Below are 15,728 nucleotides of genomic sequence, written 5' to 3'. Positions count from 1 at the left end.
ATGGACGTACTGCGTTCATCACAGGTTGTGGAGAACCGTTTGTCCACAGCCTCGGGGTGCGTGTAGCCAAAATGTGCCCGCGACCGAACAATCGGTAGTGAGGCGCCTCACATCCGTCGCGCTTCGTAGCCGCTCCCACGAGGAGGTGCCGTCATGACGGTCCTGGAGCAGCGAGGCGCCTACCGGCCCACCCCGCCGCCCGCCTGGCAGCCCCGCACCGACCCCGCGCCCCTGCTGCCCGACGCGGAACCCCACCGCGTCCTGGGCACGGAGGCCGCCCGGTCGGCCGATCCGGAGCTGCTGCGCCGGCTGTACGGCGCGCTGGTGCGCGGCCGCAGGTTCAACACGCAGGCCACCGCCCTCACCAAGCAGGGCAGACTCGCGGTCTACCCGTCGAGCACCGGGCAGGAGGCCTGCGAGGTGGCCGCGGCCCTGGTGCTCCAGGAGCGGGACTGGCTCTTCCCCAGCTACCGCGACACGCTCTCCGTCGTCACCCGGGGAGTGGACCCCGTGCAGGTGCTGACCCTGCTGCGCGGCGACTGGCACACCGGGTACGACCCCCGCGAGTGCCGCGTGGCACCGCTGTCCACGCCGCTCGCGACCCAGCTCCCGCACGCGGTGGGCCTCGCCCACGCCGCCCGCCTCAAGGGGGACGACGTGGTCGCCCTCGCCCTGGTCGGCGACGGCGGCACCAGCGAGGGCGACTTCCACGAGGCGCTGAACTTCGCCGCCGTGCAGCGCGCCCCGGTGGTCTTCCTCGTCCAGAACAACGGCTTCGCGATCTCCGTCCCGCTCGCCCGGCAGACCGCGGCGCCCTCCCTGGCCCACAAGGCCGTCGGGTACGGCATGCCCGGCCGGCTGGTCGACGGCAACGACGCGGTCGCGGTGCACGAGGTGCTGGCGGACGCCGTGCGGCAGGCCCGCGAGGGCGGCGGCCCCACCCTCGTCGAGGCGGTCACCTACCGGATCGACGCCCACACCAACGCCGACGACGCCACCCGCTACCGCGACGCGTCCGAGGTGGAGACCTGGCGCGCGCACGACCCGGTCGACCTCCTGGAGCGGGAGCTGACCGCGCGCGGCCTGCTCGACGACGCCGGTCAGCGGGCCGTCCGCGACGACGCCGAGGCCATGGCCGCGGACCTGCGTCGCCGCATGAACGAGGATCCGGCGCTGGACCCGGCGGACCTGTTCGCCCACGTCTACGCCGAACCCACCGCGCAACTGCGTGCCCAGGAAGCGCAGTTGCGCGCCGAACTGGACGCCGGGACCGCCGCGCCGCACGACGCGGCCGGCGCCCGCCACGACGGCGGGCCCGGGACGGACGCCCGATGACCGCCGCCACCACGGCCGCGACCCGCCCGGCCACCATGGCGCAGGCCCTCACGCGCGCGCTGCGGGACAGCCTGGCCGCCGACCCCGCCGTCCACGTCATGGGCGAGGACGTGGGCACGCTCGGCGGAGTCTTCCGCGTCACCGACGGGCTCGCCGCCGAGTTCGGCGACGACCGCTGCACCGACACCCCGCTCGCCGAGGCGGGCATCCTGGGCACCGCCGTCGGGATGGCGATGTACGGGCTGCGGCCGGTCGTGGAGATGCAGTTCGACGCGTTCGCCTACCCGGCGTTCGAGCAGCTCGTCAGCCACGTCGCCCGCATGCGCAACCGCACGCGCGGGGCGCTGCCGATGCCCATCACCGTGCGCGTGCCCTACGGCGGCGGCATCGGCGGCGTGGAGCACCACAGCGACTCCTCCGAGGCGTACTACGCGGCCACCCCCGGCCTGTACGTGGTCACCCCGGCGACCGTCGCCGACGCGTACGGGCTGCTGCGCGCGTCGATCGCCTGCGACGACCCCGTGGTGTTCCTGGAGCCCAAGCGCCTGTACTGGTCGAAGGACGTCTGGAACCCGGAGGAGCCGTCCGCGGTCGAGCCGCTCGGCCGGGCGGTGGTGCGGCGCACCGGCCGCACCGCCACCCTCGTCACGTACGGGCCGTCCGTGCCCGTCTGCCTCGAAGCGGCGGAGGCGGCGCGCGCCGAGGGCTGGGACCTGGAGGTGGTCGACCTGCGCTCCCTCGTGCCGTTCGACGACGAGACGGTGTGCGCGTCGGTGCGCCGGACGGGGCGCGCGGTCGTGGTGCACGAGTCGGGCGGTTTCGGTGGTCCCGGCGGCGAGATCGCGGCCCGGGTGACCGAACGCTGCTTCCACCATCTGGAGGCACCGGTGCTGCGCGTGGCAGGGTTCGACATCCCGTACCCGCCACCGATGCTGGAACGCCACCACCTGCCCGGTGTGGACCGCATCCTGGACGCGGTGGGTCGTCTGCAGTGGGAGGCCGAGCGCTGATGGCACAGGTACTGGAGTTCCGGCTCCCCGACCTCGGGGAGGGACTGACCGAGGCGCAGATCGTCACCTGGCTGGTGGAGGTCGGCGAGGTCGTCGCCGTCGACCAGCCGGTCGTCGAGGTCGAGACGGCCAAGGCGATGGTCGAGGTCCCGTGCCCGTACGGCGGTGTGGTCACCGCCCGGTTCGGCGAACAGGGCTCGGAACTGCCGGTCGGGGCGCCACTGCTCACCGTCGCGGTGGGAGCGTCGGAGACGGCCCCGGACGCGGCCCCGGCGGCGGACGGTGCGGGTGCCGGCGCAGGCGCCGGTTCCGCCGACCGCGCGGACGAGGGGCGCGGCCCCGGCGGTGCGGCTGCGGGTGGTACGACCGCCGGTGGCACGGCTTCCGGTGGCGCGGCGGAGACCTCCGGCAACGTCCTCGTCGGCTACGGCACGGGTGCGCCGCCCGCGCGCAGGCGCCGGGTGCCGCCGACGGCACCGCAGGGCACCGCCTCGCGGGACGACGGGGCGACGGAGGGGCTGTCGGACGGGCCCATGGACGGGGACGCACAGAACGCTCAGGACGGCCGGGCGGCGCGGGCTGCCGGGCCCGTGGCCGTGATCTCGCCCCTCGTGCGCCGCATGGCCCGCGACAACGGGCTGGACCTGCGCCGGGTGACGGGTACCGGCAGGGACGGGCTGATCCTGCGCGCGGACGTGGAGGAGGCGCTGCGGGCGGCCGCCGCCGACGTGCGGCCGGCGGGGCGTCCGGCACCGGCCGCGGCGTCCCCGGCGTCCGCCGCCGGGACCACCCGGGTGCCGCTCAAGGGTGTCCTCGGCGCCGCCGCCGACAAGCTGGCCCGCAGCCGCCGCGAGATCCCCGACGCCACCTGCTGGGTGGACGCCGACGCGACGGAACTGCTCCGCGCCCGGGAGGCCATGAACGCGGCCGGGGGACCGCGCATACCGCTGCTCGCGCTCCTGGGACGCATCTGCACGGCTGCGCTCGCCCGCCACCCCGAGCTGAACTCCACGGTCGACACGACGGCCCGCGAGATCATCCGCTTCGACGCGGTGCACCTCGGGTTCGCCGCGCAGACGGAACGCGGACTCGTCGTCCCCGTCGTCAGGGACGCGCACGCACGGGACGCGGAGGGGCTCGCCGAGGAGTTCGCACGGCTGACCGGCGCGGCCCGCTCGGGCAGCCTGACCCCGGCCGAACTCACCGGCTCCACCTTCACGTTGAACAACTACGGCGTGTTCGGCGTCGACGGCTCCACGCCGATCCTCAACCACCCGGAGGCCGCGATGCTGGGAGTCGGCCGGGTGGCCGCCAAGCCCTGGGTGCACGAGGGCGAGCTGGCGGTGCGGCAGGTCGTCCAGCTCTCGTTGACCTTCGACCACCGGGTGTGCGACGGCGGCACGGCGGGCGGCTTCCTGCGGTACGTGGCGGACTGCGTGGAACAACCCGCCATATTGCTCAGGACTCTGTGAGACCTGCGGAGGCCGTGGTCCGGCCGACGCCGCGTGGCCCACGGCCGAGCCGCGCGGGCACGCCGGGCACGCTTCGCGGTGCGCGGCGGCCGGCCTGACGATGCCGGTGTGTGAGACGGCGACGGCGTTGCCGGCCGCTCGGACGGGCAGCGGTGCGGTCGGCATTCGCGGCGCTGCGCGCCACCCGAACAACCCCGCCTAGGCACCCAAGGCCCAGGTCTCCGACCGCACCGCCCCCATCCAAGCGGCCGAACGTGCTGCGGCCGCCTCAAGGTCGGCTCCCGTGCCGCCCCCGGCCGAACAGGTGGTCCGGGTGGCGGGGTTACCGGGGTCGAGTCGTTTGGTCGCGGGCAGCGGCGCCGCCGGTGCGTGCGGCGGCCCCGGGGTGGCCGCCCGCTGCGACTGGTACCGGAGTGGCCGGTGCCTGTCGGCTTGCGGTGACTGGGCGGAAAGCATGCGGTGGTGGCGGCTCCAGTGCGTCCCCGGTCGAGCGGGGTGGTGCGGGTGGCTGGTTGGTCAGCGGTTGGGGCGTCTGCTTCCGGGCTGGGCATGGGCGCGCCTGCCTCGCCGCGTGGTGCGCAGCCATTGTTCGCTGGGATGCCGGTGGCCGGGCTGACGTCGCTGGTGCGTTGGGCGGCCCCGGGGTGGCCGCCCGCTGCGACTGGTACCGGAGTGGCCGGTGCCTGTGGGCTTGCGGTGCCTGGGCGGAAAGCATGCGGTGGTGGCGGCTCCAGTGCGCCCCGGTCGAGCGGGGTGGTGCGGGTGGCTGGTTGGTCAGCGGTTGGGGCGTCTGCTTCCGGGCTGGGCATGGGCGCGCCCGCCTCGCCGCGCGGTGCGCAGCCATTGTTCGGCGGATGCCGGTGGCCGGGCTGACGCCGTTGGTGCGTGGGGTGGCCGCCCGCTGCGACTGGTACCGGAGTGGTCGGCACCTGTGGCCTTGCGGTGACTGGGCGGAGGGGTTGCGGTGAGGGCGGCTCCAGTGCGCCCCCGGTCGAACGGGGCGGTCCGGGTGGCCGGTTGGTCAGCGGTTGGGGCGTCTGCTTCCGGGCTGGGCATGGGCGCGCCTGCCTCGCCGCGTGGTGCGCAGCCTTTGTTTGCGGGGATGTCCGGTGGTCGGGCTGACGTCGCCGGTGCGTGAGGCCGCCCCGGGGTGGCCGGTACCGGAGTGGCCGGTGCCCGTGGCCTTGCGGTGTCTGGGCGGGGGCTTTCAGGGCGGCGGCGCAAGTGCCGCCCCCGTCCGTGCGGTCCCCGCTTCCCGGCGCCGCGTGGTCGGCCGGTGGCGTCGTTCCGGTCCGGCTTCGCGGGTGGCCGCGGGGGTGGCGTTGATCCCCGGGGCGCCCATACTCGGGGAGTGACTCCGTACCCGCCCGGCGGACCCTCCCCCGCCCCCGACCGCACGCCGGCCCGTGCGGCGGAGCGGGACGCCGTCGCGTACGACGTCGTGGTGCTGGCCGGCGGCGCGGCGCGGCGGCTCGGCGGGGTGGACAAGCCCGGGGTGCGGGTGGGCGGGCGCGCGCTGCTCGACCGGGTGCTCGACGCCGCCGCGGGTGCGTGCCGCACGGTGGTCGTGGCCGACCCCCGGCCCACCGTCCGCCCGGTGCGGTGGGCGCGGGAGGAACCGCCGGGGGGCGGTCCCGTGGCCGCCCTCGGCGCCGGGCTCGCGCTGACCGCCGCGGAGCACGTCGTCGTCCTCTCCGCGGACCTGCCCTTCCTGCGCGCCGCGACCGTACGGGAACTGGCCGGGACACTGGCCGGGGGCGGTGCCGACGGTGTGCTGCTCACCGGCCCCGACGGACGGGACCAGCCGCTCGTCGCCGCCTACCGCACCGCGGCCCTGCGCCGCGAACTCGCGGTACTCGACCAGGAGCACGGTGGCCTCTCCGGCCAGTCGCTGCGCCGGCTGACCGCCGGGCTCGACCTCACGCGCGTCCCCGGTGACGTCGCCTCGTTCGACTGCGACACCTGGGACGACATCGCCGACGCAAGAGCACGCATCAGGGAGCATGAGCACGTGTTGGATGAATGGATCTCCGCAGTCAAGGACGAGCTGGGCATCGACCTCGACGTCGACACCGGCGTGCTGCTCGACCTCGCCAGGGACGCCGCCCACGGTGTGGCGCGGCCCGCCGCGCCGCTGACCACCTTCCTCGTCGGGTACGCGGCGGCGCGGGGCGGGGGCGGTCCGGAAGCGGTGGCCGAGGCCTCCCGCAAGGCCGCAGCCCTCGCCCTCCGCTGGGCCGAGGAGGAGGCCCGGGAGGAGGCGGAGGCGACCGATCCGAAGACCGCGCCTCCGGGTCCGGGTCCGGGCCCCGCCCCGGACGTCCGGCCCGGCGCCGGGCCGGACGCGGGATGACCGCCCGCTCCGCCTGGAACGAGACCTCGGAGGGCCTCGACCTCGACGTCGAGGACGCACTCGCCCTGGTGAACGAGGGCCGCGCCCGGCCCGCGGGCGCCCTCCCCGGGGACGACGGCACCCCGTCGCCGGCCGCGTCCCCCTCGCGGCAACCACCGTCCGGCGACCGGGCGAAGGGCACTCGGCAGGCGGCCCGGAGCGGGCGGCAGGACGAGGGGGGCGCGGAGGCGCTCCCCGACCGTGGCGCGGACAGCGGTGATCACGGCGGGAACGCCCCGGGCAACGACACGGGCGGCGGCAGCGACGTCGGCGCGGCCGGCACCGCCCCGCACGGCACCGCCCCCGGCCGCCCGTCCGCCCGCCCCGCCGGTTCACCCGCCGGGACCCGTCACCGTGCCACCCCCTGGGACACGGCGCGCGCGATCTCCGGCCGGGCCGTCCGCCCCTTCGCCGCCGGGAAGGCCGTCTCCGTACCGCTCGACGCGGCCCTGGGGCTGGTCCTCGCCGCGCCCCTCGCCGCCCTCACCGACCTCCCGTCCTTCGACACGTCGGCGATGGACGGCTGGGCGGTCGCGGGCCCCGGCCCTTGGGTGGTCCGGGACGGCGGGGTGCTCGCCGGGCACGACCGTCCCGACGCGCTGTCGGACGGGGAGGCCGTGCGGATCGCCACCGGCGCGCGGATCCCGCAGGACACGACGGCCGTACTCCGCAGCGAGCACGGACGTGCCGACGACAAGGGCCGGCTGCACGCGACCCGCGACCTCGGACACGGGCAGGACATCCGTCCGCGCGGCCAGGAGTGCCGCAGCGGGGACCAGTTGCTGCCGTCCCACTCGGCCGTGTCGCCCGCCGTGCTCGGCCTGGCCGCGGCGGCCGGGTACGACACGCTCGCGGTGCTGCCGCGGCCGCGCGTCGAAGTCCTCGTCCTGGGCGACGAGTTGCTGGCGACCGGGCTGCCGCGGGACGGACTGATCCGGGACGCGCTCGGCCCGATGCTGCCGCCGTGGCTGCGGGCGATGGGCGCGGACGTCGTCGCGGTGCGGCGGCTGGGGGACGACCCCGAGGCGCTGCACAGGGCCGTCACCGGCAGTGCTGCGGACCTCGTGGTGACGACCGGCGGTACCGCGTCCGGGCCCGTCGACCACGTCCACCCCACCCTGCGCCGCATCGGCGCGGAACTCCTGGTGGACGGCGTGAAGGTGCGCCCCGGGCACCCGATGGTGCTGGCGCGCGTCAAGGAGGACCAGCACCTCGTGGGGCTGCCCGGGAACCCCCTCGCCGCCGTCGCCGGGCTGCTCACGCTCGTGGAGCCGCTGCTGCGGACTCTGTCGGGCCGCCCGGCACAGGAGGGGTTCACGTTGCCCCTGCGCGGCAAGGTGACAGGGCATCAGTACGACACCCGGCTCGTGCCGGTCGTGCTGCGCGGGGACGAGGCGGTGCCGCTGCGCTTCAACGGACCTGCCATGCTTCGGGGAGTCGCGGCGGCCGAGGCGTTGGCCGTCGTTCCGCCGGGCGGCGCCGGGGCGGGCCGGGAGACGGAACTCCTGGACCTGCCGTGGGCGACCGCGGGAAACGGGGTGTGTTTCACGTGAAACTTCCGGGCCATGACGCGATCGCCCGCCGAGCGGACGAACATCTCGTGACCCACCGGGTGGAACTCCCGCGAAGGGTGGTGGACCGCCCGGTACGGCAGGTCGTCAAGCGCCTGTGTTTCGCCCTCGTCGTGCTCGTGGTGACGGCCCTGGTCGTCTACGTCGACCACGACGGCTACACCGACAACTCCGACGGCTCGGTGGACCTGCTCGACGCGTTCTACTACGCGACCGTCACCCTCTCGACCACCGGGTACGGCGACATCACGCCGGTGAGCGATGTCGCCCGGCTCATCAACATCTTCGTGATCACGCCGCTGCGCGTGCTCTTCCTGATCATCCTCGTCGGCACCACCCTCGAAGTCCTCACGGAGCGCACCCGGGAGGAGTGGCGCCTGAACCGCTGGAGGTCCACCTTGCGTGACCACACCGTCGTCGTCGGCTTCGGAACGAAGGGCCGGTCCGCGATCACCACGGTCTGTGTGTCGGGGGTGCGGCGCGAGCAGGTCGTCGTGATCGACGCCAGCGCGAAGGTGATCGAGGCGGCGACGGCCGAGGGCTACGCGGGCGTGGTCGGCGACGCGACGCGCAGCGACGTGCTCCGGCGCGCCGAGGTGCACCGGGCCCGGCAGATCGTCATCGCGACGCAGCGCGACGACACGGCCGTCCTGGTGACGCTCACCGCGCGGCAGCTCAACCGCGGCGCGAAGATCGTCGCCGCCGTGCGCGAGGAGGAGAACGCGCCGCTGCTGAAGCAGTCCGGCGCCGACGCCGTCATCACCAGCGCCAGTGCCGCGGGCCGGCTGCTCGGCCTGTCGGTGCTCAGCCCGGCGGCCGGCATGGTCATGGAGGACCTGATCCAGCAGGGCAGCGGCCTCGACCTGGTCGAGCGTCCCGTCACCAAGGCCGAGGCCGGACGCACACCGGGCGACATCGAGGGGTTGGTGGTCAGCGTCCTGCGCGGTCACCGGGTCCTGGACTACGACGACCCCGCGGTCGGCGCGCTCCAGCCGACGGACCGGCTGATCTCGATCGTCCGGGTCACCGCGACCCGCAGGGTCGCCCCGGACGCGCGCCCACTGCCCCAGGACTGACCTGCCGCGGGCGTACGGCGGTGCGCGCGCCCCGGGCGGGCGCCGTACCCGTGACGTGCGGTGTCCGTCCCTCGTACGTCCCTTCGTACGTCCCCGCGTGCGCCACGCCGCCGGGCTCGCCCGCCGTGATGCCGTACAAGGTCCCGGCGGGCCCTGGGAGTAGCGTCGGAAGCATGTATGCGATCACGATCGTCGAACCTGGTGGGCCCGACAAGCTGGTGTGGGGCGAGGTCCCGGATCCGGTACCCGGCGAGGGCGAGGTGCTGGTCGAGGTGGTGGCCAGCGCCGTCAACCGCGCCGACATCATGCAGCGGCAGGGCTTCTACGACCCGCCGCCCGGCGCGTCCGCCTACCCGGGTCTCGAGTGCTCCGGCCGGATCGCCGCGCTCGGCACCGGCGTCTCGGGCTGGTCCGTGGGCGACGAGGTGTGCGCGCTGCTGGCGGGCGGCGGCTACGCCGAGAAGGTGGCCGTCCCCGCGGGGCAGCTGCTGCCGGTGCCCCAGGGGGTCGGCCTCCACCAGGCGGCCGCGCTCCCCGAGGTGACCAGCACGGTCTGGTCGAACGTCTTCATGGTCGCCCATCTGCGCCCCGAGGAGACGCTGCTCGTGCACGGCGGCTCCAGCGGCATCGGCACCATGGCGATCCAGCTCGCGAAGGCACTCGGCGCCCGCGTCGCCGTCACCGCCGGGACCAAGGAGAAGCTCGACTACTGCGCGGGGCTCGGCGCCGACATCCTGATCAACTACCGCGAGCAGGACTTCGTCGCCGAGGTGAAGGAGGCCACCGGCGGTGCGGGGGCCGACGTCATCCTCGACAACATGGGTGCGAAGTACCTCGACCGCAACGTCCAGACGCTGGCCGTCAACGGCCGCCTGGCGATCATCGGCATGCAGGGTGGCGTCAAGGGCGAGCTGAACATCGGCGCCCTGCTCGGCAAGCGCGGTGCCGTCAGCGCGACCTCGCTGCGGGCGCGTCCGCTCGCGGAGAAGGCTGCCATCGTCGCGGCGGTGCGTGAGCACGTGTGGCCGCTGGTGGCCGACGGCCACGTCCGGCCGATCGTCGACCGCGAACTGCCCATGAACGAGGCCGCGACCGCCCACCAACTGGTCGAGGACAGCGGCCACATCGGCAAGGTCCTGCTGGTCGCTCCGTAGGCCGCGGACCGCGGGCCGGTCTGCGGCGCGCGGGCCGGTCTACAGCGGCCGGCGGTCCTGGCGCAGCCGGAGGCCGACGAAGGCGAGCGCGAGGCCGAGGCCGATCAGGACGAGACCGCTGCCGAGCGGCAGGATCCGCAGGACCGGCGGGGTCGGCCGGACCTGCCCCGCGGTCTGCCCGACCGGCCGCGGCGACACCGCGACGGGGTCGGGAACGGCGTCCTGGGGAGTCTCGACCGGCACGGCGGGCGGTACGGCCGCTCCGTCGTCGCCTTCGTCCTGTGCCGGGGAGTCGTCGGGGCGCCCCGGCCGTTCGCGCCCCTCACCGGCGAGACTGCCTGCCCGGGACGGGTCGTCGGAGAGCTCCGGCCGGCTCCCGTGTCCCCGTTCCGACAGGGCACCCGGGCCGGCGTCGGCGTTCTCCCGGACGTGGGTGTCGGCGCCGGTGCCCGCCCCGGCCCCCGGTCCGTCGTGCCGGGACGCGCTCGGACCGGCGCCCTGGGGGCCGGGCCCCCGCGACGCCGCCCCGTCCGGGCCGCCCGCCGCGTGACCGTCCGCCTCGTCCGCGCCCCGGCCCGGTCGTGAACCTCCGCCCGGACCCACCGCGCCCGCACCGGCACCGGACCCCGCACCGACACCGGACCCCGCACCCGCATCAGGACCCGAGGTCGCCGAGCCGTCCCCGCTCCCGTTCCCGTTCCCGCCCCCCGCGGACGGCGGCGCCGCACTCCCGGCTCCCCCCGTAGCGCCGCCGTGCTCCCTGCCCCGGTCGCCGCCGGAGGCCCCGTTGTCGGACCCTGAGCCCGACCCGCGCCCCGAACCGGGTCCGGTGCCCTCCGCCCGCCCCAGGTGCCGCGTCACCCCGGCTCCGGCCGCGTGTGCGGGCGCGGCCGTCCAGGGCGCGACCGTCGGACCGGCCGCCAGGACGAGTAGCAGGCCCAGAGCACGTACCGCCCCGGCGCGCGGGAGGGCGGGTCGCCGGACGTGCCGCCCGGACGCGCGCGCACCCCTCGCGTCCGGTGCGTCGCGCCGCCGTGCGGAGCGGCTGTCGCGCGGTGCGGCGGTGCTGAGACTCGGAGTCACGACGGTGACCCCCTCCCGGTGCCGGGTCGGTCCTCACGATGGACGGATCAAGCCTCACATCAGTCGCGCCCAGGGGCATTTCGTGCGCCGCCGTCGGGTCGATGCCGCCCGTGCACCCGATCTTCCGCTCGGGTGGGGGCAGCGCGACGGCGGCACAGGCGGGTGGGGGACAATGGAGGCATGGAGATGCCGAGGAACGACAGGTCGCCGGAGAATCCCCAGATTCTGGTCGTGGGCCAGGACGGTATGGCGCTCGGTGGCGGTGGAGCGGACCAGGACTCCCGCGAGACCCCGGTGACGGAGCAGGTCGAGCAGCCCGCGAAGGTCATGCGGATCGGCAGCATGATCAAGCAGCTGCTGGAGGAGGTGCGCGCGGCTCCTCTGGACGAGGCGAGCCGTGCCCGGCTGAAGGAGATCCACGCGAGTTCCGTGAAGGAGCTGGAGGACGGTCTGGCGCCGGAGCTCGTCGGTGAGCTGGAGCGGCTCTCCCTCCCCTTCACCGAGGACGTGACCCCGACCGACGCCGAACTGCGCATCGCGCAGGCCCAGTTGGTGGGCTGGCTGGAGGGCCTCTTCCACGGGATCCAGACCACGCTGTTCGCCCAGCAGATGGCCGCGCGGGCGCAGCTGGAGCAGATGCGCCGGGCCCTGCCGCCGGGCGTCGGCGGCCACGAGGGCGAGGAGGGCCAGCCGGGCCCCCGCACGGGCGGCCCGTACCTCTAGAGACGCGCGCTCCGGACCGGAGCGCACCCGACCGTGCTGCGGACCGCCCGCTGCGGACCGCCCGCCCGGACCGCCCGCCCCGGACCGTCCGTCCGGGAGGCGACCGCGGGCGCGACCGGCACCCCGACCGCGAAAGGGCCCGGCATCGCAACCGATGCCGGGCCCTTCTTCCGTGTGAGAACGGAGCGGGTCAGTTCGCCGGGTTTCCGGTGGACACGCTCAGCTCGATCTGCGGCATGTTCTTCGGGTCCACGTCGGTCCCGGCGGCGGGGAACTGGTTGAGCACCGAGCCCTGGCCCCACGTGTTCTCGTCGACGGTCGTGATCTTCACGGTCCAGCCGGCGGCCTGGAGGCACTCCTTCACCGACTGGATGTACTTGTACTGGAAGTTCGGCACCTGGATCTTGTCGGGGTCGCTGTACGACTCCTCGGGCTCGGTGCACTCGTCGGAGTCGATCGTCTTCGACGTGTCCGGGCCCCGGTAGCCGGACGCCTTCGACGACGCGGAGGAGGAGGCGGAGGCGGACGACGAGGCGCCTCCGCCGCTCTGGTCGTCGCCGCCCCCCTGCATCGCCAGGGCGGTGATCAGGGCGGCGACCGCGACGAACGCCACCACGATCGAGCCGATCACCACCCGGCGGTTGCCGCGCCCGCCGGACGCCTTGCTCGCGCCGCCCTGCTGGGGGCTGATCGTGTACGGCGGCGGGGTCGACATCCCCTGGTGCTGGTGGCCGCCCTGGTGCTGCGGCGCGTAACCGCCCTGATGCCCGCCCTGCGCCCCGTTCTGGTACCCGGCGGCCGGCGTCTGGTAGCCGCCGTGCTGCGGATAGCCGTAGCCGGGCGTCGGGCCCTGCGCGGGCGGGGCGGGCGTGCCGTACGGGCCGGGGGCCGGCTGGTACGGGGTCTGGACGTTGCCCTGCGGGGGCTGCGCGCCCTGGCCGACCGGCGGGAAGACGGCGGAGCCGACGCCGGAACCGGCGGCCGTGGGGGCGCCCGGGACGATGCTGGGGGCGGCGGCTTGGAAGGAGGCGGCCACGCGCAGGCACTCGTCGCGCATGGACTCGGCGTTGGGGAAGCGCTCGTTCGGGTTCTTCTTCAGGGCCCGCGCGACCAGGGCGTCCACGGCGGGCGGCAGCGCGCGGTTGATGGAGGACGGGGCGACCGGCTCCTCCTGCACGTGCGCGTACGCGATGGCGAGCGGCGAGTCCGCGTCGAACGGGAGCCGCCCGGTGACCAGTTGGAACAGCATGATGCCGACGGAGTAGAGGTCGCTGCGGGCGTCGACGCCGCGGCCCAGGGCCTGCTCCGGGGAGAGGTACTGCGGGGTGCCGACGACCATGCCGGTCTGCGTCATCGACGTGACCCCGGACTGCATGGCGCGCGCGATGCCGAAGTCCATGACCTTGACGACGCCGCGCTTGGTGACCATGACGTTGCCCGGCTTGATGTCCCGGTGGACCAGGCCCATCTCGTGGCTGATCTCCAGGGCGGCGAGCACGTCGGCGGTGACCTTGAGCGCCTCGTCGGCGGGCATCGCGCCGTACTGCCGCACGTCGGCGTCGAGCACCGAGCCGAGCGGCCTGCCCTCGACGTACTCCATGACGATGTACGGCGTCGTCATGCCGTCGACGTCGTCCTCGCCCGTGTCGAACACCGAGACGATGTTGGTGTGGGTGAGCTTGGCCACGGCCTGCGCCTCGCGGCGGAACCGCTCGCGGAAGGCGGGCTCGCGGCCCAGCTCGGTGTGCAGGGTCTTGATGGCGACCTGCCGGTCGAGCACGGAGTCGTACGCGAGGTGGACGGACGCCATGCCGCCCTCGCCGAGCAGGTCGCGCAACTGGTAGCGGCCGCCGGCCAGTGCCCGACCCGTGAAACGCCCCTGCGCGCCGTCCTGGCTCATTCTCCGCGTCCCCCATAGGCGCCGCCGACAGCGGCTTCGGTGCCTCGACCGACCGCGCGGATCCGGTGGTTCGTCCGGTGATCGTCCGCCCGGTGACCGGTGTCGCTGGTCGATGTCGCTGATCGTTGTGTTATTACCGGCCAAGTCTGCCCCAGGGCACGGACACGTCAAGCTCGGTGCCCGTTCCGTGACCGTAAGCGAAGGAAGCGTCTCCCCGCTGTTACAGCGGCCGGACGGCCGGCACACAGAACTTGCACGACCGTACCCGCAGCGGGTTTCATGGCCGGTCCGTCTGGGGCCCCTCCCCGCACGCATCTCGGACCGACGGCCCACCCAGAGGCTGTAGCGTGGCCGACGGAGACCGTAACAACACCGCGCGCACCCGCGGGCAGAAACGACGGCGAGGACCGATGGCACAGACGCAGCGCGCCCAGGGCCCGTCCGACCCCGAGGCGTCCGGCGGCGGCGGCACGTCCGACTCGCCGGAGTTGTGGGGCAACGGCGGACTGGTCGGCGACGGCCGGTACCGGCTGACCCACCGGCTCGGCCGGGGCGGCATGGCCGAGGTGTTCGCCGCGGAGGACGTCCGGCTCGGCCGCACGGTGGCGGTCAAACTGCTCCGCGCGGACCTGGCCGAGGACCCCGTCTCGAAGGCCCGCTTCACACGCGAGGCCCAGTCGGTGGCCGGCCTCAACCATCACGCGATCGTCGCCGTGTACGACTCGGGCGAGGACATGGTCGGCGGCCAGTCCGTCCCCTACATCGTCATGGAGATCGTCGAGGGCCACACGATCCGCGACCTCCTGCTCAATGCGGACGCGCCGGGGCCCGAACAGGCCCTGATCATCGTGTCCGGCGTGCTGGAGGCGCTCGCCTACTCGCACCAGCACGGCATCGTGCACCGCGACATCAAGCCCGCCAACGTGATCATCACGGAGAACGGCGCGGTCAAGGTCATGGACTTCGGCATCGCGCGCGCCCTGCACGGGGCGTCCACGACGATGACGCAGACCGGCATGGTCATGGGCACGCCGCAGTACCTCTCCCCGGAGCAGGCGCTCGGCAAGGCCGTCGACCACCGCTCCGACCTGTACGCGACCGGCTGCCTGCTGTACGAACTCCTGGCGCTGAGACCGCCGTTCACCGGCGAGACCCCGCTGTCGGTGGTCTACCAGCACGTGCAGGACATCCCCGTGCCGCCGTCCGACGTCACGGGCAGTTCGCCGCCCGAGCTCGACGGCCTCGTCATGCGTTCGCTCGCCAAGGAGCCCGACGACCGGTTCCAGACCGCGGAGGAGATGCGCGGGCTGGTCCAGTACGGGCTCCAGATGCTGTACGAGCAGGGCGCGCACACCGGCACCTGGAACACCGGCCCCGTCGACCGGCACGACGGCCGCAACACCCCGGCGGCGGGCTTCGCGGGCACCACCGCGATGTCCCACTCCGGCGGCACGGGCGCCGGCACCTCGCAGATCCCGCAGCAGATCCTGCCCGTCGGCTACGGGGGCGGCGACGACGGCGGCTTCGAGGGCAACGGCAACCGGGGCAGCGGGCGCGGCAAGCTCTGGATCCTCGCGGTGCTCGCGGTGATCGCGGTCGTGGTCGGCGTCGCGCTCGCGATGAAGGGCACCGGCGACGGCGGCGGCGCGAACCCCGACACGAGCAGGACGCCGAGCGCATCGCAGACCAAGGGCGACGACGACCGGTCGAGCGAGACGCCGAGCGACGACACGACGGACCAGCCGTCCGACGACTCCACGAAGCACAGCTCCAACGGCGGTTCCGACTGGGACTACACGCCGTCGGACACCCCGTCCTACACGCCGTCGCATTCCGCGTCGAGCGATCCGACGCCCGATCCGACGGACGAGCCGACGCAGGAGCAGTCGACGCCGGAGACGACCCCGACCGTGTCCACCCCCGTCACGCCCCCGGCGGAGGAGACCACCGGCGGTGGCGGCGGTGACGACGGCGGCAGCGGGACGACCGGCGGCGACGGCAGCGGTACCTGA

11 protein-coding genes are annotated in these 15,728 nt (G+C 74.7%); 9 read left to right on the top strand and 2 right to left on the bottom strand.

Annotated elements, in window-relative coordinates; genetic code table 11:
- The first annotated feature begins 153 nt into the window (after positions 1-153).
- The 7 genes from pdhA (at position 154) to ACFZA0_RS10255 (ending at position 10,010) form a co-directional block, all read left to right on the top strand.
- Positions 154-1,335: a pyruvate dehydrogenase (acetyl-transferring) E1 component subunit alpha gene (gene pdhA, locus ACFZA0_RS10285; protein ID WP_391013932.1), complete on the top strand. Its 1,182-nt coding sequence runs from the start codon at positions 154-156 to the stop codon at positions 1,333-1,335.
- Positions 1,332-2,345 carry a transketolase C-terminal domain-containing protein gene (locus tag ACFZA0_RS10280; RefSeq protein ID WP_391013930.1) on the top strand — a complete coding sequence of 338 codons (1,014 nt, stop codon included), beginning with the start codon at positions 1,332-1,334 and terminating at the stop codon, positions 2,343-2,345. The genes pdhA and ACFZA0_RS10280 overlap by 4 nt, the downstream gene beginning before the upstream one ends.
- A complete protein-coding gene (locus ACFZA0_RS10275; protein WP_391013928.1) occupies positions 2,345-3,817 on the top strand; it encodes a 2-oxo acid dehydrogenase subunit E2 in 1,473 nt (490 codons plus the stop codon). Before ACFZA0_RS10280 ends, ACFZA0_RS10275 begins: the two co-directional genes overlap by 1 nt.
- Before the next feature lie 1,351 nt (positions 3,818-5,168).
- Positions 5,169-6,170, top strand: a complete 1,002-nt coding sequence (locus tag ACFZA0_RS10270; RefSeq protein ID WP_391013926.1) for an NTP transferase domain-containing protein — start codon at positions 5,169-5,171, stop codon at positions 6,168-6,170.
- Complete coding sequence (locus tag ACFZA0_RS10265) at positions 6,167-7,762, top strand: molybdopterin-binding protein (RefSeq protein ID WP_391013924.1); 1,596 nt, start codon at positions 6,167-6,169, stop codon at positions 7,760-7,762. Before ACFZA0_RS10270 ends, ACFZA0_RS10265 begins: the two co-directional genes overlap by 4 nt.
- Entirely contained in the window at positions 7,759-8,856 is a 1,098-nt protein-coding gene (locus ACFZA0_RS10260; RefSeq protein ID WP_391013922.1) for an NAD-binding protein, read from the top strand. The genes ACFZA0_RS10265 and ACFZA0_RS10260 overlap by 4 nt, the downstream gene beginning before the upstream one ends.
- A 173-nt stretch (positions 8,857-9,029) precedes the next feature.
- A complete protein-coding gene (locus tag ACFZA0_RS10255; protein ID WP_391013920.1) occupies positions 9,030-10,010 on the top strand; it encodes a zinc-binding dehydrogenase in 981 nt (326 codons plus the stop codon).
- Positions 10,011-10,049: 39 nt separating this feature from the next.
- On the opposite strand, the gene ACFZA0_RS10250 is transcribed toward ACFZA0_RS10255, so the two are convergent.
- Entirely contained in the window at positions 10,050-10,613 is a 564-nt protein-coding gene (locus ACFZA0_RS10250) for a hypothetical protein (RefSeq protein WP_391013918.1), read from the bottom strand.
- 660 nt (positions 10,614-11,273) lie between these two features.
- On the opposite strand from ACFZA0_RS10250, the gene ACFZA0_RS10245 reads away from it, so the two are divergent.
- Entirely contained in the window at positions 11,274-11,816 is a 543-nt protein-coding gene (locus ACFZA0_RS10245) for a proteasome activator (protein WP_391013916.1), read from the top strand.
- A 190-nt stretch (positions 11,817-12,006) separates the two neighbouring features.
- On the opposite strand, the gene ACFZA0_RS10240 is transcribed toward ACFZA0_RS10245, so the two are convergent.
- Positions 12,007-13,716, bottom strand: a complete 1,710-nt coding sequence (locus ACFZA0_RS10240) for a protein kinase (protein ID WP_391013914.1) — start codon at positions 13,714-13,716, stop codon at positions 12,007-12,009.
- 410 nt (positions 13,717-14,126) lie between these two features.
- Here ACFZA0_RS10240 and ACFZA0_RS10235 point away from each other — a divergent pair, with 410 nt between their 5' ends.
- Entirely contained in the window at positions 14,127-15,728 is a 1,602-nt protein-coding gene (locus ACFZA0_RS10235; protein WP_391013912.1) for a protein kinase, read from the top strand.

It is taken from the genome of Streptomyces sp. NPDC008150, from assembly GCF_042956945.1.
Lineage (GTDB): Bacteria > Actinomycetota > Actinomycetes > Streptomycetales > Streptomycetaceae > Streptomyces.
The sequence above is the reverse complement of the archived record's forward strand: the minus strand, read 5'-3'. Positions and strand labels throughout refer to the sequence as shown.

Bases quoted from the DNA above. Each gene is read 5' to 3' on its own strand.
- pdhA (WP_391013932.1), top strand. From the start codon at position 154: ATGACGGTCCTGGAGCAGCGAGGCGCCTACCGGCCCACCCCGCCGCCC.
- ACFZA0_RS10280 (WP_391013930.1), top strand. From the start codon at position 1,332: ATGACCGCCGCCACCACGGCCGCGACCCGCCCGGCCACCATGGCGCAG.
- ACFZA0_RS10275 (WP_391013928.1), top strand. From the start codon at position 2,345: ATGGCACAGGTACTGGAGTTCCGGCTCCCCGACCTCGGGGAGGGACTG.
- ACFZA0_RS10265 (WP_391013924.1), top strand. From the start codon at position 6,167: ATGACCGCCCGCTCCGCCTGGAACGAGACCTCGGAGGGCCTCGACCTC.
- ACFZA0_RS10255 (WP_391013920.1), top strand. From the start codon at position 9,030: ATGTATGCGATCACGATCGTCGAACCTGGTGGGCCCGACAAGCTGGTG.
- ACFZA0_RS10245 (WP_391013916.1), top strand. From the start codon at position 11,274: ATGGAGATGCCGAGGAACGACAGGTCGCCGGAGAATCCCCAGATTCTG.
- ACFZA0_RS10240 (WP_391013914.1), bottom strand. From the start codon at position 13,716: ATGAGCCAGGACGGCGCGCAGGGGCGTTTCACGGGTCGGGCACTGGCC.
- ACFZA0_RS10235 (WP_391013912.1), top strand. From the start codon at position 14,127: ATGGCACAGACGCAGCGCGCCCAGGGCCCGTCCGACCCCGAGGCGTCC.